General features: G+C 68.2%; 18 protein-coding genes. 5 read left to right on the top strand and 13 right to left on the bottom strand.

Annotation, left to right across the window (positions count from 1 at the left end; all coding sequences use genetic code 11):
* Positions 1-100: 100 nt before the first annotated feature.
* Genes stf0 through cysC form a run of 3 tightly spaced genes read left to right on the top strand, consistent with a single transcriptional unit; the run spans position 101 to position 3,713 of the window.
* Positions 101-904 (top strand): trehalose 2-sulfotransferase, encoded by an 804-nt coding sequence (stf0, locus tag RJ1_RS23340; protein ID WP_073364369.1) that lies wholly within the window; start codon positions 101-103, stop codon positions 902-904.
* The gene (cysD, locus tag RJ1_RS23335; RefSeq protein WP_073364367.1) at positions 901-1,830 is read left to right on the top strand and encodes a sulfate adenylyltransferase subunit CysD; all 930 of its coding nucleotides are present in this window, start codon (positions 901-903) and stop codon (positions 1,828-1,830) included. The genes stf0 and cysD overlap by 4 nt, the downstream gene beginning before the upstream one ends.
* Entirely contained in the window at positions 1,830-3,713 is a 1,884-nt protein-coding gene (cysC, locus tag RJ1_RS23330; protein WP_073364366.1) for an adenylyl-sulfate kinase, read from the top strand. Before cysD ends, cysC begins: the two co-directional genes overlap by 1 nt.
* 1 nt (position 3,714) lies before the next feature.
* On the opposite strand, the gene RJ1_RS23325 is transcribed toward cysC, so the two are convergent.
* From RJ1_RS23325 to RJ1_RS23290, 8 genes are all read right to left on the bottom strand, one after another.
* Positions 3,715-5,208 (bottom strand): UDP-N-acetylmuramoyl-L-alanyl-D-glutamate--2,6-diaminopimelate ligase, encoded by a 1,494-nt coding sequence (locus RJ1_RS23325; protein WP_073364436.1) that lies wholly within the window; start codon positions 5,206-5,208, stop codon positions 3,715-3,717.
* Between the two features lie 68 nt (positions 5,209-5,276).
* The gene (locus RJ1_RS23320) at positions 5,277-6,656 is read right to left on the bottom strand and encodes a sulfatase family protein (RefSeq protein ID WP_073364364.1); all 1,380 of its coding nucleotides are present in this window, start codon (positions 6,654-6,656) and stop codon (positions 5,277-5,279) included.
* A 25-nt stretch (positions 6,657-6,681) separates the two neighbouring features.
* Positions 6,682-7,695, bottom strand: coding sequence for a sulfate/molybdate ABC transporter ATP-binding protein (locus tag RJ1_RS23315; protein WP_073364363.1), 1,014 nt, complete (start codon positions 7,693-7,695; stop codon positions 6,682-6,684).
* Positions 7,692-8,498: a sulfate ABC transporter permease subunit CysW gene (cysW, locus tag RJ1_RS23310; RefSeq protein ID WP_073364361.1), complete on the bottom strand. Its 807-nt coding sequence runs from the start codon at positions 8,496-8,498 to the stop codon at positions 7,692-7,694. Before cysW ends, RJ1_RS23315 begins: the two co-directional genes overlap by 4 nt.
* Positions 8,495-9,376, bottom strand: coding sequence for a sulfate ABC transporter permease subunit CysT (gene cysT, locus RJ1_RS23305; RefSeq protein WP_073364359.1), 882 nt, complete (start codon positions 9,374-9,376; stop codon positions 8,495-8,497). Before cysT ends, cysW begins: the two co-directional genes overlap by 4 nt.
* 7 nt (positions 9,377-9,383) lie before the next feature.
* Positions 9,384-10,415, bottom strand: a complete 1,032-nt coding sequence (locus tag RJ1_RS23300; RefSeq protein ID WP_073364358.1) for a sulfate ABC transporter substrate-binding protein — start codon at positions 10,413-10,415, stop codon at positions 9,384-9,386.
* Between the two features lie 181 nt (positions 10,416-10,596).
* Complete coding sequence (locus tag RJ1_RS48875) at positions 10,597-10,686, bottom strand: Ms4533A family Cys-rich leader peptide (RefSeq protein ID WP_317746273.1); 90 nt, start codon at positions 10,684-10,686, stop codon at positions 10,597-10,599.
* Between the two features lie 126 nt (positions 10,687-10,812).
* On the bottom strand, positions 10,813-10,995 hold the full coding sequence (locus tag RJ1_RS23290) for a hypothetical protein (RefSeq protein WP_225929358.1): 183 nt from the start codon (positions 10,993-10,995) through the stop codon (positions 10,813-10,815).
* An 86-nt stretch (positions 10,996-11,081) separates the two neighbouring features.
* Between RJ1_RS23290 and RJ1_RS23285 the strand changes: the two genes are divergently transcribed.
* Positions 11,082-13,037 (top strand): glycoside hydrolase family 15 protein, encoded by a 1,956-nt coding sequence (locus tag RJ1_RS23285; protein ID WP_073364434.1) that lies wholly within the window; start codon positions 11,082-11,084, stop codon positions 13,035-13,037.
* Between the two features lie 52 nt (positions 13,038-13,089).
* Here RJ1_RS23285 and RJ1_RS23280 read toward each other — a convergent pair whose 3' ends face one another.
* Both RJ1_RS23280 and lepA read right to left on the bottom strand, forming a co-directional pair.
* Positions 13,090-14,025: an NAD(P)H-dependent flavin oxidoreductase gene (locus tag RJ1_RS23280; RefSeq protein WP_073364355.1), complete on the bottom strand. Its 936-nt coding sequence runs from the start codon at positions 14,023-14,025 to the stop codon at positions 13,090-13,092.
* Between the two features lie 51 nt (positions 14,026-14,076).
* Entirely contained in the window at positions 14,077-15,969 is a 1,893-nt protein-coding gene (gene lepA / locus RJ1_RS23275; protein ID WP_073364353.1) for a translation elongation factor 4, read from the bottom strand.
* Positions 15,970-16,034: 65 nt separating this feature from the next.
* Here lepA and RJ1_RS23270 point away from each other — a divergent pair, with 65 nt between their 5' ends.
* Positions 16,035-16,598 carry a type II toxin-antitoxin system PemK/MazF family toxin gene (locus tag RJ1_RS23270; RefSeq protein WP_073364352.1) on the top strand — a complete coding sequence of 188 codons (564 nt, stop codon included), beginning with the start codon at positions 16,035-16,037 and terminating at the stop codon, positions 16,596-16,598.
* Between the two features lie 53 nt (positions 16,599-16,651).
* Here the strand turns inward: RJ1_RS23270 and RJ1_RS23265 are convergent, their stop codons facing one another.
* The 3 genes from RJ1_RS23265 to RJ1_RS23255 are packed head-to-tail and all read right to left on the bottom strand — an operon-like array spanning position 16,652 to position 19,193.
* Positions 16,652-17,485: a GDSL-type esterase/lipase family protein gene (locus tag RJ1_RS23265; protein ID WP_083400714.1), complete on the bottom strand. Its 834-nt coding sequence runs from the start codon at positions 17,483-17,485 to the stop codon at positions 16,652-16,654.
* 43 nt (positions 17,486-17,528) lie between these two features.
* Entirely contained in the window at positions 17,529-18,302 is a 774-nt protein-coding gene (locus RJ1_RS23260; protein WP_073364350.1) for an aquaporin, read from the bottom strand.
* 60 nt (positions 18,303-18,362) lie between these two features.
* The gene (locus RJ1_RS23255) at positions 18,363-19,193 is read right to left on the bottom strand and encodes a transglutaminase family protein (RefSeq protein ID WP_073364349.1); all 831 of its coding nucleotides are present in this window, start codon (positions 19,191-19,193) and stop codon (positions 18,363-18,365) included.
* Positions 19,194-19,197: the final 4 nt, after the last annotated feature.

Genomic DNA, 19,197 nt, shown 5'->3' with positions numbered 1-19,197 from the left:
CCGACAAATACATACGCCGCAGAATAATCAAGTGTTTCGATCACGATAATTAGATTTCCCCCCGATTGCGGCACCCGATTTCGCGTTTATAGTTTCCGGCATGTCGGAGCCACGCTCATATCTCGTCTGCGCGTCTCAGCGCAGCGGCAGCACCCTGCTCGTCGAATCCCTACGCGCCACCACCGTGGCCGGCAACCCCGAAGAGTTCTTCCAGTACCTGCCGTCCACCAGCCGATCACCGCAACCGCGGCAGTGGTTCGACGGCGTCACCGACGAGACGGTGCTCTCGCGGCTCGCCCCGCTCGAACCCGGAACGGCCGACACCCGGACGTCCGAACAGTGGCGCGATCAACTGCTGAGCCTCGGGCGCACCCCCAACGGCGTGTGGGGCGGAAAGCTGATGTGGAACCAGGTGCCGCTCGTCCTCGACCGTGCCGCCGGCCTCACGGACCGGTCCGGCGACGACCTGCGGTCCGCCCTCGACGACATCCTGGACCGCGACCTCGTCTTCATCCATGTGTTCCGGGCTGACGTCGTCGCGCAGGCGGTGTCGATGTGGCGGGCGGTGCAGACTCAGGTGTGGCGCGACGACGCCACCCCGCCCGCCCCGCACGACGGCGCCGAGTACCACGCGGGCGGCATCGCGCACCTCGTCCGCATTCTGCGCGATCAAGATCGCCAGTGGCGCAACTGGTTCGAGACCGAGGGACTCGACCACATCGACATCGGTTTCGACGACCTCGTCGCAGCCCCGCAGGCGACGGCGGCGAAGGTGCTCGTCGAACTCGGCCTCGACGCCGATCTCGCACCCCCGCCGCCGCTGAACCGGCAGAGCGACGGCCGCTCCAAGGAGTGGGCCCTGCGTTATCGGTCCGAGGCCGCGGCGAACGGATATCCCCTGTGACCGCCCTCGGCGCGACCGACACCGCCGCACGGGTGGACGAACTCCGCGCGCTGGAGGCGGAGGCCGTACACATCATCCGCGAGGTGGTCGCGGAACTCGAGCGGCCGGTTCTGCTGTTCTCCGCAGGCAAGGACTCGATCGTGTTGCTGCGGCTCGCCGAGAAGGCGTTCCGGCCGTCCCCGTTGCCGTTTCCCGTCCTGCACGTCGACACCGGGCACAACTTCCCCGAGGTGATCGAGTTCCGCGACCGCAGGCTCGACGAGGGCGGGCATCGGCTGATCGTCGCGTCGGTGCAGGAGTCGATCGACAAGGGCCGGGTCACCGAATCGGGTGGTCCCGGCGCGTCCCGGAACCGGCTGCAGACCAGGACGCTGCTCGACGCCCTGGAGGAACACCGCTTCGACGCCGCGTTCGGTGGCGCGCGACGGGACGAGGAACGCGCCCGCGCGAAGGAGCGGGTGCTCAGCTTCCGCGACGAGTTCGGGCAGTGGGATCCTCGCTCCCAGCGTCCCGAGCCGTGGTCGTTGTACAACGGGAGAATTCGCCGGGGCGAACAGGTTCGGGTGTTCCCGCTCAGCAACTGGACCGAACTCGACATCTGGCGCTACGTCGAACTCGAGAACCTCGCGCTGCCGTCGATCTACTTCGCGCACGATCGGCAGGTATTCGAGCGCGACGGCATCCTGCTCGGGTTGTCCGAGTACACGCTGCCCACCGAAGACGAACTGGTGCAACGGCTCCGAGTGCGGTACCGCACGGTCGGGGACCTGACGATCACCGGCGCCGTGCGTTCCGACGCCGGCGACGTCGCCGGTGTGATCGACGAGATCGCCGCGGCCACGGTCTCCGAACGCGGCGAGACCCGGGCCGACGACAGGACTTCCGTTGCCGCGATGGAAGACCGCAAACGCGAGGGGTATTTCTGATGACCACCACCAGCGGGCCCCGCCAGTTGCTGCGACTCGCCACCGCGGGCAGCGTCGACGACGGGAAGAGCACCCTCATCGGCCGCCTCCTGCACGACACCGGAAGCCTGCCCACCGACCACCTCGAAGCGGTGACGAACGCCGACGGCGAGCCGGACCTCGCGGCCCTGTCCGACGGACTGCGAGCGGAACGTGAGCAGGGCATCACCATCGACGTGGCGTACCGGTTCTTCTCCACACCCACCCGGAGTTTCGTCCTCGCCGACACGCCGGGGCACGAGCGGTACACCCGCAACATGTTCACCGGTGCGTCGAACACCCATGTGGCCGTGCTGCTCGTGGACGCACGCGCCGGCGTACTCCGGCAGACCCGCCGCCACGCCCGGATCGCCGACCTCCTCGGTGTGCCGCACCTGGTCGCGGTGGTCAACAAGATCGACCTCGTCGACTTCGACGAGACCCGGTTCAAGGAGGTCGAATCCGAACTCGGCCTGCTCGCGCACCGGCTGGGCGGCCGCGACCTCACGGTGATCCCGGTGTCCGCCACGCGGGGCGACAACGTCGTGACGCGGTCGGATTCGACACCCTGGTACGACGGGCCCACAATCCTCGAGTATCTCGAGGGGGTGGAGCTCGCCGCGCCGTCGGCGGTCGCGTCCGAACTGCGTCTGCCGATCCAGTGGGTCGCGCGTCCCACGGACGAGCAGCGACGGCGATACACCGGCCGGCTGTCCGCCGGCACCCTCGCGGTCGGGGACGAAGTCGTGGTGCTACCTGCGGGTTCCCGCAGCACGGTCACGGCCCTCGACACCCTCGATCCGAACCGGTCCGTCGCGGTCGCACCGCTGTCGGTGTCGTTCGAACTCGCCGACGACCTCGACGTGGCCCGCGGCGACCTCGTCGTGAGCGCGGCCGCCGCGGCGACCGCCCCCGTCGCCGCCCGCGAAATCGACGCGACCGTGTGCTGGCTGAGCGAGACACCGTTGCGGGCAGGTGACCGGGTGGCGCTCAAGCACACCAGCCGCACCGTGCGCGCCACGGTTCAGGAGTTGCACACCCGGCTCGACCCGGAAACCCTCGAAGAACACGACTCGCCCAGCGAACTCGCCCTCAACGACATCGGCCGAATCACGCTGCGGACGAGCACGGTGGTGCTCGCCGACCCCTATGTCACCAATCGCGACGCCGGCGCGTTCATCCTCATCGACGAGCAGAGCAACGATACCGTCGGCGCCGGAACCGTCAGCGAGGCCCGGGAAGTCGTTCCCGGTGAGCAGACCCGGCGCGACATCAAGTGGCACCCGTCGTCGCTGGAGCGGGATCGGCGTTGGTTCGCGACCGGGCAGCGGGGCGCCACGATCTGGTTGACCGGACTGCCGGCATCGGGGAAATCGACGGTGGCGGTCGCGCTGGAGCGGACCCTCGTCGACGCCGGGCGGACCGCGTACCTGCTCGACGGCGACAACGTGCGGCACGGTATCTCGGACGATCTCGGGTTCTCCCCCGGTGACCGGGCCGAGAACATCCGGCGCGTCGGCCATCTCACCCGGTTGTTCGCCGACGCCGGGGTGGTGGCGATCGCGTCGATGGTGTCGCCGCTCCGGTCGGACCGGGCGATCGCCCGCGCCCTCAACGAGGCCGCGGACCTGTCGTTTCTCGAAATCCACGTCAGCACACCGGTCGAGGAGTGCGAGCGACGCGACCCGAAGGGGCTCTACGCCCGCGCGCGGGCCGGCGAACTCCGCGGCCTCACCGGAATCGACGCCCCGTACGAGGCCCCCGAGGACCCCGACCTCGCGTTCGACACCACCGGCGCGGACCTCGAGGACCTCGTCGAGCGGATCCTCGCCGAACTCGCCCGGCACGAGGCGCGGAGGACATAGTTCAGGGTGCGGCGAGCCGGAGCAGAGCCTCCCGCAGTGCGACGCGGTCGTCGAACACCCGTCGGTGCCCGCCGTACTCCTGGACCGGGTCGTGCCCACGACCGGCGACCACCACCACGTCACCGGGGCCGGCGAGGCCGACGGCGGTGAGGATCGCCTCCGCACGATCGGGAACGACGAGCACTTCGGCGTCCCCTCCCGCCCGCGCTCCACGGGCCACGTCCTCGCGCAGGCGCCCCGCGTCCTCGGAGTACGGACTCTCGTCGGTGACGATGACGGTGTCGGCGAAACAGGCCGCGGTCGCGCCGAGCGGGGCCCGCTTGCCGGGGTCGCGTTCCCCCGTCGCCCCGACGACGGCGAAGACCCGCCCCCGGGTCAGCGAGCGGAGGTACGGGAACAGTCGCCGCTGTCCGGCGGTGTTGTGCATGTAGTCGACGAACGCGAGGAACGGCTGGCCCACGTCGACCGCCTCCAGACGGCCGGGCACGGTGTCGAGGTTCTCCATCCCGGCGATCGCCGCGTCGAGATCCACGCCGCGAGCGGCGAGGGCGGAGATCGCGGCGAGCGCGTTGTCGACCTGATGCACTCCGAGTAGCCTCAGCCGCACCGACTTTCGTTCTGCTGCCCCCTGGAGTGTGAACGACGTGCCGCCCTCGTCGGCGTGTACGGCGGAGGCGTGGATGTCGGCCGCGACCGTCGTCGACGAGAACGTCAAGCGGGGCACCGTCACGGCGGCGGCGAGGCGTCGTCCGAATTCGTCGTCGATGCCGATGGCTGCCGTGGCACAGCGCCCGGGGTCGAACAACCGGGCCTTCGCCGCGAAATACGCGTCCATGTCGGGGTGGAAATCCAGATGGTCGCGGGCGAGGTTGGTGAACAACCCGACCCGGAAGAACGTCCCGTCGATTCGATACAGAGCGAGGCCGTGGCTCGACACCTCCATCGCCACGGCATCGGTCCCCTGTTCGGTGAACGCGGCGAGAGTCTGCTGGAGTTCGCACGCCTCGGGAGTGGTCCGGATCGCGGTGCGTGAGCCGTTCGGTCCGCGGACGGTGATGCCTGTGACCAGCCCGGCGGCGACCCCCGCCGCGCGCAGTCCTGCGTCCAGCAGGTACGCGGTGCTGGTCTTTCCATTGGTCCCGGTGACGCCGTAGACGTCGAGACTTCCGGACGGGTCGCCGTAGATCCACGAGGCCAACGGCCCGAGGGCACGACGCGGGTCGTCCACCACGATCGTCGGCAGCACGCCGCACTCGCGGTCGCTGAGCACCGCGACGGCCCCGTGCGACGCGGCCTCCGCGGCGAACGCGACCCCGTGACGATGCTGCCCGGGAAGCGCCGCATAGAGGTCTCCGGCACGGACGAGCCGAGAGTCCTGATTGACGCCCGTCACCGCGGCGTCGCCGGATCCGACGAGCTCAGCCGAGCGGCCGAGACTGCGCACCACCTCGCGCAGAGGTTTCGGTGGGTTCCAGCGCGGGCAGTCGACGCTCACGGTTCCAGTGCACCACTGCCGAGCGGCGCGCGAGGTCGGAACCGTCGTCATCCGCCGGCCACCGGCCACTACGTGTTCGCGGCGCTCCGGGGCTCGTCGAGGATGCCGCGGTCCGCGCTGTAGGCCGAACGCACATCCGGCGTCCGTCCGAGGGTGGCGAGGTAGTCGTCCATCGCCTTCCGCGCGTACGCCGTTCCCTCCTCCTCGCTCGGGATCGAGTCACCCGTCGCCCGCCGCCACGTCGACAGTTCCAGCGCGAGCTCGGCCTGGGTCGCCGCGAACTCCTCGGTGTCGGCCAGGTTGTCGCGCTCGCCGGGATCGGCGAGCAGATCGTAGAGTTCCCGGCTCGGACGGGGATCGAGGTGCTCGGTGCCCAGCGCCTCCCCCGACAGGCTGTTCTCGATGTCGAGCGGCAGGTCGAGCTTGGGCCGCGGCGCGTAGTTCTCGATGTAGCTGAACTGCTTGGTGCGCACCGACCGGATGGGGTCGAAGCTGTCGTGGAAGGTCTTCTCCGTGAACAACGCGTCGCGCGCCGTCGACTCCGACCGCCCCAGCAACTGCGCGGCGTGGGAGACGCCTTCCACTGCCGCGGGGACCGGGACTCCGAGTAGGTCGAGGAGTGTGGGAAGCAGATCCACCCCGCTGAACAGGTCGTCGTACACGCGGGGCTCCGCCCGCAGCCGTCGCGGCGGACGAATGATCGTCGCGATTCCCGTACCCGGCGCGTACAGCGTCGACTTCGCCCCGGGGAACGCCTCACCGTGGTCGGTGAGGAACACGACCCACGTGCTGTCGTCCAGACCCTCGTCGTCCAGTGTCTGCAGCAACCTGCCGACGGCCGCGTCGGCCACCTCGATCGAACCGTGGAATCCGGCCAGATCCTCGCGGACCTTCGGCCGGTCGGGCAGATAGGGCGGGACGTCGAAACCGTCCGGATCGGCGGGGGGATACCGGTCGACCGGGTACGGGCGATGGGTCTCGAAGAAGCCTGCGGTGAGCAGGAACGGTCGCGTCGGGAACCGTGCCAGCCACCGCGACGCCCGATCGGTGACGTAATCGCAGTACGAATTGGTGACGTCGTACTCGTGATAGCCGAGCCGCGTGGGATACGCGGTCTCGTGCTGCATCCCGAACAGCGCCGTGTACCAGCCCGCCTCCGCCAGCAGGGACGGCAGCGTGCGGACGTCGTCGTGATACTGCCACCCGTGGTGGGCGAGACCGATCAGGCCGTTGCTGTGCGGGTACCGGCCCGAGAACAGAGCGCCCCGCGACGGCGAGCACAGTGGGGCCGCCGCGTGTGCGTCGGTCAGCAGGATTCCCTCGGCGGCGAGCCGGTCCAGGTTCGGACTGTGCACCCCGGATGCGCCGTAACACCCGAGGTGACGACCGAGGTCGTGCCAGTGCACGATCAGGACGTTGTCTCGGACGGGATTTGCCGGGGTCGGCACAGTCGCCTCCTACCTGACTCGGGAATTACAGGGACACGGGAACTTCGGCCTCCGGGAGTTCGGGAGCCCGCGTCGCCCGCGCGTACACGGTCTCGCCTTCCTGCAGGCCGAGCGCCGCGCTGTCGCCGCGCGTCACCTGCGCGGAGAACGGTTCACCGGTGGCCTCGTTGCGCAGATCCACCCGCACCTCGAAACCCAGGTGCACCACTCGCTCGACCGTGGCCCGCGTGACGCCCAGCGATTCGGCCGTCCCCGCCTCCTGAGCGAGAGCCATGTTGGGATCGCGCCCGAGGCGGATGTCGTGCGGTCGGACCAGCTGGCCGTTGAGCTTGGCCACCGACCCGAGGAACGACATCACGAAGTCGTTGTCCGGACGGTCGTAAAGGTCCTCCGGTTCACCGATCTGCTCGATCCGGCCCTTGTTGAGGACCGCGATCCGGTCGGCGACGTCGAGCGCCTCCTCCTGGTCGTGGGTCACGAGCACGGTGGTCACATGCACCTCGTCGTGCAGGCGGCGCAGCCACGTGCGCAGGTCGGTGCGGACCTTCGCATCGAGCGCGCCGAACGGCTCGTCGAGGAGAAGCACCTTCGGGTCCACGGCCAGTGCCCGTGCGAGGGCCATCCGCTGACGCTGACCACCGGACAGCTGCGCCGGATACCGGTGCTGGAATCCGTCGAGGCCGACGATCTCGAGAAGCTCGTTGACCTTCTTGTCGATCTCCGGCTTGGGCCGCTTGCGGATCTTCAAACCGAACGCGACGTTGTCGCGCACCGTCATGTGCTTGAACGCCGCGTAGTGCTGGAACACGAACCCGATGTCCCGCTTCTGCGGGGAGATGTCGGTGACGTCGGTCCCGCCGATCACCACGGTGCCGGAGTCGAGGGATTCCAGGCCGGCGATCGACCGGAGCAGCGTCGACTTGCCGGAACCACTCGGCCCGAGGAGCGCGGTCAGCGAACCCGAGGGGATGTCGATGGTGACGTCGTCGAGAGCAGCGAAGGACCCGTAGTTCTTCCGGGCGCCGGTCACGGTAATCATGTGGTGCTCCTCTTGCGGTCGAGCAGGGTCATCAGAAGCAGGGTGATCAGCGCAATACCCATCAGCAGGGTGGCTGCGGAGTACGCACCGAACGTGTTGTGGTCGTCGATGTAGCGCGAATGCACCAGCAGGGTCAGGGTCTGGGACACGCCGGGGAAACCCGACGACACCATGATCACCGCACCGAACTCGCCCAGCGACCGGGCGACGGTCAGGACCACACCGTAGGTGAGGCCCCAGCGGATGGCGGGCAGGGTGATCAGCCAGAAGGTCTGCCAGCGGCTCGCACCGAGCGTCGCCGCTGCCTGTTCCTGCTCTTCGCCGATCTCGTGCAGGACGGGTTCCACCTCGCGCACGACGAACGGCAGCGTCACGAACAGGGTGGCGATGACCATGCCGGGAAGCCCGAAGATCACCTTGAAGCCCAGCGATTCCAGTCCGCCGAACCAGCCGTTGGCCCCCCACAGCAGGATCAGCGACACACCGACCACGATGGGTGACACGGCGAACGGGAGGTCGACCACCGCCTGCACCAACCCGCGGCCGGGAAAGCGGCCCCGTACCAGCGCCAGGGCCGTGACGATCCCGAACACCACGTTGACCGGGACGACGATGGCCACGATCAGCAGGGACAGATTGAGCGCGGAAATCGCGGCGGGCGTGCTGATCGACTCGACGAAAGCGCCGATGCCATCCTCGAACGTCCGGAACAGGATGATGACGATCGGCACCACCAGCAGGCCGAACAGATAAAGCAGCGCGACCGCGCGCAGGGTGATCCGGGTGGATCCCGAGAGCTTCATTCCGCCTGCTCCTCACGACGCTGCCCCCGGCTGGCGAAGACCCGGAGGGCGAACAACGTCACGAACGCGATGGCCAGGAGGGCCACCGACACGGCCGCCGCGGCGGCCGGCCGATCGATTTCGATCTGCTGTTGAATGTACTGGGATGCGACCTGAGTCTCTCGGGGAATGTTTCCGCCGATCAGGACGACTGATCCGTATTCGCCGATCGCGCGGGCGAACGCGAGCCCGGCGCCGCTGATGACGGCCGGTGTCAGGGTCGGCAGCACCACTCGGCGGAAGATCGTCACGTTGTCCGCACCGAGTGAGGCCGCGGCCTCTTCCACCTCTTTGTCCACCTCGATCAGCACCGGTTGCACCGAGCGGACGACGAACGGCAACGTCACGAATGCCAGCGCCACGATCAGACCGGGCTGGGTGGCGTTGAGGTGGACCCCGATCGGGCTCTCCGGTCCGTACAGCGACAGCAGCACGATGCTGGCCACGATGGTCGGCAGTGCGAACGGCAGGTCGATCAGCGCGTTGACGATCCGCTTGCCGGGGAACTCGTCGCGCACGAGAACCCAGGCGATGAGCGTGCCCATGATCACGTTGATCACGGCCACCACCACCGACACCAGCACGGTGACGCGCAGGGATGCCAGCGCCACGGGCGCTGTGATCGCGTCCACGAACCCGGCGATCCCGTCGCCGAACGACGCCACGGTGAGCGCGGCGAGAGGCAGGACCACGATGATGCTCAGCCAGAGCGTCGCGATGCCGATGCCGAGCGGTCCCACCGCTCCGGTGACCCGGGCGATCTTCTTGCGGGCAGGCGGAGCGGGCGGGAACGGCACCGTGGTGCCGCGTCCGCCCGCCGTCGTCGGGGTGTCGCTCATGTCGGTCTTACTTGGTGGCGTTGTCGTAGATCACAGCGATCGACCCGGTGTCCTTGGCGAACACCTCGGAGTCGACCTTGGCCCAGCCGCCGAGGTCGGCGATGGTCCACAGCTTGGCCGGCTCCGGGAACTTGTCGGCGAACTCGGTGGCCACTGCCGGATCGACCGGGCGGAATCCGGCCTCGGCCCACAGCTTCTGACCCTCGGTGGTGTAGAGGAAGTCCTTGAACGCGTTGGCCTTCTCCAGGTTCTTGCTGTTCGACAGCACCGCGACCGGGTTCTCGATCTTGAACGTGGTCGGCGGGGTCACGTGCTCGACGGGATCACCGTTGCCCTCGATGAACAGCGCCTCGTTCTCGTAGCTGAGCAGCACGTCGCCGGTGCCCTGCAGGAAGGCCTCGGACGCCTCGCGGCCCGACTTCGGCTGGATCTTCACGTGGTCGTTGACCAGCGAGGTGATGTAGTCGAGACCGGCAGCCGGGTCCTGGCCGCCGTTGCTCTTCGCCGCGTACGGCGCGAGCAGGTTCCACTTCGCGGATCCGGAGCTGAACGGGTTGGGGGTGACCACCTCGACGTCGGGGCGCAGCAGGTCGTCCCAGTCGTGGATGTTCTTCGGGTTGCCGTCACGCACGACGATGGTGACGACCGAACCGAACGGAATTCCGTTGTAGGCGTCCTGGTTCCAGCTCTTGTCGACCAGTCCGGCGTCGACGAGGCGGGTGATGTCGGGTTCGACGGAGAAGTTGACGAAGTCGGCCTCGGCGCCGTCCTTCACCTTGCGGGACTGGTCGCCGGAGGCGCCGTAGGACGGCTGGAAGGCCACGCCCTTGCCCTCGTCGGTGGCGTTGAACGCGGGGATCAGCTTGTCGAAGCCCGGCTTCGGCACGGCGTACGCGTACAGATTGATGGTGCCGGCGCTACCGTCGGCACCGGCAGAGTCGCCACCGGCGGTGTCGCTCGCGCCACCGCTGCACGCGGTCAGCGCCACAGCTCCGAGCGTCACGAGGGCCGTGAGAAGACTACGAGAACGGCGTTTCATGGGAGAAACCTTCCTGGGAACTTACACAGAGGGGTGGTGCGAAAAGTTGGTGGAGATGCGGAACGAGGGAACGCAGCGATCGCCCGAGCGGGGAATCAGGGGTACGAACGACCATCGGCAGCGCGAGGCAGGTCGAGCATGTGTGGTGCCACCCGGGCGCACTTCTGTGTGCGGGGAGAAATCAACAACAGTCGATGTCGGCGACTGCGAGCATGCCGACAGCGATCAACGCCAATTCATGGCGGACCTGGTGTACAGCGGCTTCAGACACGCCGTGGACTGTAGCAGAGGCTGAACCAACTGCTCACATCGAACGGGATCTACCGGGTGAGCAGCCATGCGACGACGACGAGGACGATGAGCGCGAGCAGCGCGAGCGTGACGCGTGAGCGCGGCATCAGGGTTCCTCCACCTTCGGAACGTCCCGCCTGAGCAGGACGAAGACTGCGGCCAGGCCACGATCGAGCAGCCACGCCAGTCCTCGGCACACCGGCACCATCACCAGCAGCACGAGGGCGACCTGCGGTACGAACGGGAGCCCGGCGATCCACAGCTCGAAGCCGTCCCACCAACTCGCCATCCGGTCCACCGTGCCACCCTATCGTTCGCCGGCTCGCAGTCGGCGGACAGGTGGACGGCGCGGCGGCGGCGGTCGATGATGATCACATGGTGTCCAGCGACGCGCACTCCCACGGCCGGCTGCACGCCGCCCCGCATCATCATCACCATTCGTTTCCGCCGATCGACGACTACGCGTTCCTGTCGGACTGTGAGTCCACGTGCCTGATCGCCCGCAACGGCTCGGTCGAGTGGATGTGCATCCCGCGGCCCGACTCCCCCAGCGTCTTCGGCGCCATCCTCGACCGCAGCGCGGGCCACTTCCGCATCGGGCCGTACGGGCAGAACGTGCCCGCCGCCCGCCGCTACCTGCCGGGGGGACTGATCGTCGAGACCACGTGGCAGACCGAGACGGGGTGGCTCATCGTGCGCGACGCCCTCGTCCTCGGCCCGTGGCACAACGTCGAGCAGCGCTCGCGCTCGCACCGCCGCACCCCCACCGACTGGGATGCCGAGCACATCCTGCTGCGGACGGTGAAGTGCGTCAACGGCACCGTCGAACTGGAGATGAGCTGCGAACCCGCCTTCGACTACCACCGCGGCGCGGCGCACTGGGAGTACACAGGCAAGGTCTACGAAGAGGCCAGTGCCACGTGTAAGTCGAGCAGTCCGGGCGACCACCCGACATTGAGGCTGACGACGAACATGAAGATCGGGCTCGAAGGGCGTGAGGCCCGCGCGCGCACCCGGATGGTCGAGGGCGACAACGTGTTCGTCGCCCTGTCGTGGTCGCACATGCCCGCGCCGCAGACGTTCGACGAGGCCGCCGACAAGATGTGGCAGACGGCGAAGTGCTGGCGGGAATGGATCACCATCGGCCGCTTTCCCGACCACAAGTGGCGTGGCTACCTGCAGCGCAGCGCTCTCGCCCTGAAGGGGTTGACCTATGCCCCGACGGGCGCGCTGCTCGCGGCGTCGACCACGTCCCTCCCGGAAACCCCGGGGGGTGAACGGAACTGGGACTACCGCTACGCGTGGGTGCGCGATTCGACATTCGCGCTGTGGGGCCTGTACAGCCTCGGGCTCGACCGGGAGGCCAACGACTTCTTCTCCTTCATCTACGACGTGTCGAGCGCCGAGGACGGCAACCATCATCCGCTGCAGGTGATGTATGGCGTCGGCGGCGAGCAGACGCTGGTGGAGTCCGAACTGCACCATCTCTCCGGTTACGACGGCGCGCGACCGGTGCGGATCGGAAACGGCGCCTACGACCAGGTCCAGCACGACATCTGGGGAACGATCCTCGATTCGGTGTACCTGCATGTGAAATCCCGTGAGCGGGTACCGGAGACCTTGTGGCCGATGCTCAAACGCCAGGTCGAGGAGGCCGTCAAGCATTGGCGTCTCCCCGACCGCGGGATCTGGGAGGTGCGCGGCGAGCCCCAGCACTTCACGTCGTCGAAGATCATGTGCTGGGTGGCGCTCGACCGTGGCGCGAAACTCGCCGATCAGCAGGGCGAGACGAGTTACGCGCAGCAGTGGTCCGAACTGGCCGACGAGATCAAGGAGGACATCCTCGAACACGGCGTCGACGCGCGCGGAGTCCTCACGCAGCGGTACGGCAGCGACAGCCTCGACGCGTCCCTCCTCCTCGCACCGCTCCTGCGGTTCCTGCCCGCCGACGATCCGCGGATCCGTGCCACCGTGCTCGCCATCGCGGACGAGCTGACCGAGGGCGGCTTGGTGCTGCGCTATCGGGTGGAGACCACGGACGACGGGCTGAGCGGCAAGGAGGGGACGTTCACGATCTGCTCGTTCTGGCTCGTATCGGCGCTGGTCGAGATCGGGGAACTCGACCGCGCCAAACGCCTGTGCGATCGGCTCCTCGGATTCGCCAGCCCCCTGAAGCTGTACGCGGAGGAGATCGACCCCGACTCGGGGCGGCACCTGGGCAACTTCCCGCAGGCGTTCACCCATCTGGCGCTGATCAACGCGGTGGTCCACGTCATCCGCGCGGAGGAGGCTGCGGCGGGCGGCTTCCAACCCGCCCACAACACCGTCTGATCAGGCGCCGACCCCCTCCAGTTGCGGCGTGGCAGCGCCATCAGGCGGGTTACTACGCGAAGCGGCGCAGCAACCGCTCCGCGTCGGCCGCGATCCGGCGCACCACGTCACCCGCCGGGCGCTCCGACGTGACGAGACCCGCCGCCTCCCCGGCGTACACGACACCGAGGTCGGGGTTCGCCGGATCGTAGGCGGACGCGAGTTCCGTGTCGGGAGCGTCCGCGCCGTGCCAGCGCGACGTGAACTCGTTGCCGAGGGCGCGTCCACCCCACCGGGCGGGCCACGGCTGGCTGCGCGCCTGGTCGAACACCGACGTGTACACGGTGTCGGCGCTGCCCGCCGCGATCAGCTTGCCGCGGGCGTACTCCGGTCCGATGGTCTCGGGGCTGGCCAGAAACGCGGTCCCGATCATCGCGCCCTCCGCGCCCGCCGCGAGAACCGCGGCGAGTCCGCGACCGGTCGCGATCCCGCCCGCGGCCAGCACCGGCAGTGCGGTGGCCTCGAGAATTTCCTGCAGCAGCGGCAACGTCCCGATCCGGCCGGTGTGACCGCCCGCCTCACCGCCCTGGGCGATGACGAAGTCGACACCCGCGGCCTCCACGACCCGCAGATCGTCGATCGTGTTCACCTGCGACACCACGAGCGCCCCGATGGCGTGCACCCGCTCGACATAGGGTGCGGGATCGCCGAACGACAGCGACACGACCCGCGGACTCTCGGCCAGCGCGGCGTCGAGCAGAGCATCGTCGTCGTCGAGCGCCCAGGTCATCAACCCGATCCCGAAGGCGTCCCCGCCGATGCGCCGCGCGACCGCCGTCTCCTTCGCGACCCACTCCGGGGTGGCGTACCGCGCCGCGCCGAGCAGGCCGAGCCCACCTGCCTTCGACACCTCGCCGACGAGGGTCCCGCCGGCCCGTCCGCCCATCGGGGCACCGAAGATCGGCACCTCGATCCCCAGTGTTCGGGTGAGCCAGGTTTCGAGGGCCACGGGCCGCACCTACTTTCGGTCAGACGTCGACGGACAACAGGATCGAGCGCCCTACTTCTTCGGCTTGTCCCCGACCGCCTCGGACGACAACGCCGCGACGAATGCCTCCTGCGGAACCTCGACCCGGCCGATGGTCTTCATCCGCTTCTTGCCCTCCTTCTGCTTCTCGAGCAGCTTGCGCTTACGGCTGATGTCGCCGCCATAGCACTTGGCGAGCACGTCCTTGCGGATCGCGCGGATGTTCTCACGGGAGATGATCTTCGATCCGATCGCCGCCTGGATCGGCACCTCGAACTGCTGGCGGGGAATGAGCTCGCGCAGCTTCGACGTCATCCGGCCGCCGTACGCGCCGGCAGCGGAGCGGTGCACGATCGACGAGAACGCGTCGACGGCCTCGCCCTGCAACAGGATGTCCACCTTCACCAGGTCGGCCTGCTGCTCGCCGGACTCCTCATAGTCGAGGCTGGCGTAACCCTTGGTCCGCGACTTCAGGGCGTCGAAGAAGTCGAACATGATCTCGCCCATGGGCATCTCGTAGCGCAGCTCGACACGGGTCTCGGACAGGTAGTCCATGCCGCCGAGTTCGCCGCGCCGGTTCTGGCAGAGTTCCATGATCGCGCCGATGAATTCGCTGGGCGCGATGACGGTGCACTTGACCATCGGCTCGTACACTTCGCGGATCTTGCCCTCCGGCCAGTACGACGGGTTGGTGACGACGTGCTCGGAGCCGTCCTCCATCACCACCCGGTACACCACGTTCGGCGAGGTCGAGATCAATTCGAGCCCGAACTCGCGCTCGAGCCGGTCACGGGTGATCTCCATGTGCAGCAGTCCGAGGAATCCGCACCGGAAACCGAATCCGAGCGCCACCGACGTCTCCGGCTCGTAGGCGAGAGCGGCGTCGTTGAGGCGCAACTTGTCGAGGGCGTCACGCAGCACCGGATAGTCCGAACCGTCGAGCGGGTAGAGCCCGGAATAGACCATCGGCTTGGGATCGCGGTAGCCGACGAGGGGTTCCGTCGCACCGCCCCGCGCGGCGGTGACCGTGTCACCGACCCGCGACTGGCGCACGTCCTTCACACCGGTGATGAGGTACCCCACCTCGCCGACGCCGAGCCCGATGCTGGCCTTCGGTTCGGGCGAGATGATGCCGACCTCGATCAGATCGTGGGTGGTGCCCGTCGACATCATGGTGATCTTCTCGCGCGGCGAGATCCGGCCGTCCACGACACGGACGTAGGTGACGACTCCGCGGTAGGCGTCGTACACCGAGTCGAAGATCATGGCGCGCGCCGGACCGTCGGGGTCGCCGACGGGAGCGGGGACCTGCTTCACGACCTCGTCGAGCAGTTCCTTCACGCCCATGCCCGTCTTGCCCGACACGCGCAGCACGTCACCCGGTTCGCACCCGGTGATGTGCGCGATCTCCTCGGCGTACCGGTCGGGGTCGGCGGCCGGTAGGTCGATCTTGTTGAGCACCGGGATGATGGTGAGGTCCTTCTCCATCGCCAGGTACAGGTTGGCCAGAGTCTGCGCCTCGATGCCCTGCGCGGCATCCACCAGCAGGACCGCACCCTCGCACGCCTCGAGTGCGCGGGAGACCTCGTAGGTGAAGTCGACGTGGCCCGGAGTGTCGATGAGGTGGATGACGTACTCATCGTCGCCCACCTTCCACGGGAGCCGGACGTTCTGCGCCTTGATCGTGATTCCGCGCTCGCGCTCGATGTCCATGCGGTCGAGGTACTGGGCACGCATCTGCCGCTCCTCGACCACGCCGGTGAGCTGCAGCATGCGGTCGGCCAGCGTCGACTTGCCGTGATCGATGTGCGCGATGATGCAGAAATTCCGGATCCGGGCAGGATCCGTGAACGTCTTGTCGGCGAAGCTGCTGATGGGGGACCCCTTACCTGGACCGGCACCGGCCCGGTTCCGGGCCACTGTCACCTGTCAGGATATCCAAGCCACCGCGTTGCGGCTGCTGCGGCATCAACGCACTAAGCTCGGCGGCCATGGCGAGCACGTGGAGCAGCATCGGAAAGACGTTGGGCCGACTTGCACGGGACAAGGGCCCGCAGCTTCTGGCGCAGCTGCAGAAGTCCGGCGCACTGGACCGCGCGGCCGGTGTTCTCACCGGGTCGGCGGCCTCCGTGCCGAAGCCCACCCCGGGCCGTCCGGTCACCGCCAACTCCGCGCCGACGGCCCATCGGGCCCGGAAGGTCGAGTACTCCCCCGACCTCGACGGCCGCGCGGATCCGGGCGAGATCGTCTGGACGTGGGTGGCGTACGAGGAGGATCCGAGCCAGGGTAAGGACCGGCCCGTGCTCGTCGTGGGACGCGACGGCGACACGCTGCTCGGGTTGATGCTGTCCTCGCAGAGCAAGCACGACGGCGACCGCGACTGGATTGCGGTCGGCTCGGGAGCCTGGGATGCGGAGGGCCGTCCGAGCTGGATCCGTCTCGATCGGGTGCTGGACGTGCCGGAGGCGGGGATCCGCCGCGAGGGCGCCGTCATGGACCGCGACAAATTCGACGTCGTCGCGAGTCGTCTGCGGGCGGACTTCAGCTGGCACTGACGGGTCCCGTCGCAGAGTCACTGACGGGTCACCGTCGCCGAGTCACTGACGGGTCACCGTTGCAGGTCGTCGGCGACCATCTCGGCGATCGCCGTCATCGCCAGCGCGTTCGGATGCACCGGTTCCGCGGGTGACTGCGGCAGAAGACCCTCGAACCACCGCTGTCCGGTCGGTGCGCACGCGTCGTGTCCGCCGTCCACGGCGGCCTTCGCGATGTCGATGTAGTGGACTCCGTACCTGGCGGCGGCGTCGACGTAGATCTGGTTGAACCGTTCGAAATACCGCGCGAGCCAGACCGCGTCGGCGTCGGACACCGGCAGTTCGGGCCAGCACCCGCGTCGCCCGACGGAACCGCCGTGCCCGATCAGGTATACCTCGGCGTGCGGAGCCTTCGCGACGATCGCGGCCACCACGGCATCGACCTGCGGCGCCATCTTCGCGATCCCCTCGACCGCGAGTTGCTCGGCCCGGGGGTCGTCGCGGCAGCCGGTGTCGACTCCCGGAGCGATCGCGCCGCAGCGCACCGATACGGGCTGGTGGTTGGAGCCGCCGCCACCGATACTCAGCGTCACGACGTCGGTGTCCGCCCGGAGCGCGTCGATCTGCGGCGGAGCGAAATTCGTCCCCACGAACTGCGGGGTGGTGATCACGTGGGCGGGTGTGGCTGCGGAACACGTGACGTCGGTGACGGTGGCGGCACCGATCAGCTGTCCGAGCTTCGCCGGATAATTCAGGTCCGGCGACCGCAGGCACAGGTCCCGGTGCGCGGAGACCTCGATGAGCGGGCCGGAGGCCCGGGAGTCGCCGAGGGCGACATAGCTCGGCCCGGGCCGCGGCGCGTCCTCGGCGGTCGCGGCCGCGGGGACCGCCGCGGTGAGCGCGAGCAGTGTGCACGCGAGAACCCCGGCCCGCAGGAGGGTCAGTCGAGGCTCAGCTCTGCAGTCGGTCGTACCGGCCGAACAGCGACCGATAGGCCAGCGCTCCCACCGCGCCACCGATCAACGGGAAGACGATGAACAACCACACCTGAGCGAGCGCGCCGTTCTGGTAGGGCGCGACGGCGAGGCTGCGGGCGGGGTTGACCGACGTGTTGTCGATCGGGATCGACGCGAGGTGGATCACGGCGAGCGTGAATCCGATCGAGACGCCGGCCAGGGGGACGTCGGAGATCTGGTCGGTGGAGGCGAGGACGACGAACACCAGCAGCGCGGTGAGGAGGATTTCGACGATCATCGCCGCACCGATGCCGTAACCGTTCTCGATGACCCCGCCGAGTGGTCCCTTGATCGCCGACGGGCTGTGGGCGCCCCAGCCGTTGGCGCCGAGACCGTCGTCGGCCCGGTTGTAGGACGGCAGGCTCTGCGCGATCGCGTAGATCACCACGCCGGCGACGAGACCACCGATGATCTGGGCGACGACGTACAGCCCGGCCTTCACGACGGACAACCGGCCGAGCGCGAGGTGCCCGACGGTGACGGCCGGGTTGACGTGGCAGCCCGAGATGGGGCCGATGGCGTAGACGAGGAAGAGGAGTGTCAGTCCGAATGCCAGTGCCACACCGAGGTTCCCGACCTTGGCTCCGGCGAAAACAGCCGTACCCACTGCCGCGAAGACCAGTACGAACGTACCGATCGCCTCTGCTACGTATTTCTTGAGATCCGAGATCGGTTCGACTTCTACGTATTCCTGTGCGGTTGGAGACATTGAACCCACCTTCGTCGAAATGGATCGTTAGTCATGCTTTCCACAGATATGCGTGGGACTTTACGCCAGACGTGTGATCTCCACGACGACTTCGAGATCAGTTGCCCGGCCCCCGGAGAAGATGCCCTTCAGCGGCGGAACGTCCGCGTAGTCCCGCCCGATGCCCACCGACACGTGCTGTTCGTTGACCGCCACGGCGTTGGTGGGGTCGTATCCCCACCAGGCGCCGGTCCACGCCTCCACCCATGCGTGGCTCTCGCCCGCCACCGTGTCATCCACTGCCGCATCGGGTTTCGGGTGCAGATAGCCGGACACATAGCGGCTCGGAATTCCCATGCTGCGGAGCAGCACCAGCGTCAGGTGCGCATAGTCCTGGCACACCCCCTGCCGCTCGGCCCAGGCGTCGACCGCGGACGTGTGGACGCCGGTCGTCCCCGGGACGTAGTCCATCTCCTGATGCACCCAGTCCGCGGCCGCGACGACGGCTTCGTCGGGGGTGCGGCCCTTGCGCAGGTCCCGGGCGATGCTGTCCAGTTTGCGGTTCCGCGGAACGAACGTGGTGTTGCTCAACTGTTCGTTGAACCGGTCCGTGAGCGGCGCACCGGCCAGCTCGTCCCAGTCCGCCTTCTCCTCCGGTTCCCAGAACGGTTCGGTCTCCACCACGGACAGTCCGGTGACCTCGAGTTCCTTGTGCGGCGCATGGAGATCGAATGCGGTGACGGCGGTGCCCCAGTAGTCGGTGTAGCGGTACGACCGCGTCGCCGGTGTCGTCTCCACACGGTTCAGGATCACCGTCTGCCTGCCGTCCCCGCGAGGGGTGAGACGGGCCTCGTTGTACGACGACGTGACCGGTGCGTCGTAGGCATACCCGGTGGTGTGCACGACTCTCATACGC

The sequence above is a fragment of the Rhodococcus jostii NBRC 16295 genome (genome assembly GCF_001894825.1).
GTDB lineage: Bacteria > Actinomycetota > Actinomycetes > Mycobacteriales > Mycobacteriaceae > Rhodococcus_F > Rhodococcus_F jostii.
This window is presented reverse-complemented; position numbering and strand designations above follow the sequence as displayed.

Excerpts from the sequence above, each read along its gene's own strand:
- RJ1_RS23255 (WP_073364349.1), bottom strand. The coding sequence starts at position 19,193 with ATGAGAGTCGTGCACACCACCGGGTATGCCTACGACGCACCGGTCACG.
- cysC (WP_073364366.1), top strand. The coding sequence starts at position 1,830 with ATGACCACCACCAGCGGGCCCCGCCAGTTGCTGCGACTCGCCACCGCG.
- RJ1_RS23315 (WP_073364363.1), bottom strand. The coding sequence starts at position 7,695 with ATGATTACCGTGACCGGCGCCCGGAAGAACTACGGGTCCTTCGCTGCT.
- RJ1_RS23285 (WP_073364434.1), top strand. The coding sequence starts at position 11,082 with ATGGTGTCCAGCGACGCGCACTCCCACGGCCGGCTGCACGCCGCCCCG.
- RJ1_RS23300 (WP_073364358.1), bottom strand. The coding sequence starts at position 10,415 with ATGAAACGCCGTTCTCGTAGTCTTCTCACGGCCCTCGTGACGCTCGGA.
- RJ1_RS23260 (WP_073364350.1), bottom strand. The coding sequence starts at position 18,302 with ATGTCTCCAACCGCACAGGAATACGTAGAAGTCGAACCGATCTCGGAT.
- RJ1_RS23270 (WP_073364352.1), top strand. The coding sequence starts at position 16,035 with ATGGCGAGCACGTGGAGCAGCATCGGAAAGACGTTGGGCCGACTTGCA.
- cysT (WP_073364359.1), bottom strand. The coding sequence starts at position 9,376 with ATGAGCGACACCCCGACGACGGCGGGCGGACGCGGCACCACGGTGCCG.
- RJ1_RS23290 (WP_225929358.1), bottom strand. The coding sequence starts at position 10,995 with ATGGCGAGTTGGTGGGACGGCTTCGAGCTGTGGATCGCCGGGCTCCCG.
- cysW (WP_073364361.1), bottom strand. The coding sequence starts at position 8,498 with ATGAAGCTCTCGGGATCCACCCGGATCACCCTGCGCGCGGTCGCGCTG.
- stf0 (WP_073364369.1), top strand. The coding sequence starts at position 101 with ATGTCGGAGCCACGCTCATATCTCGTCTGCGCGTCTCAGCGCAGCGGC.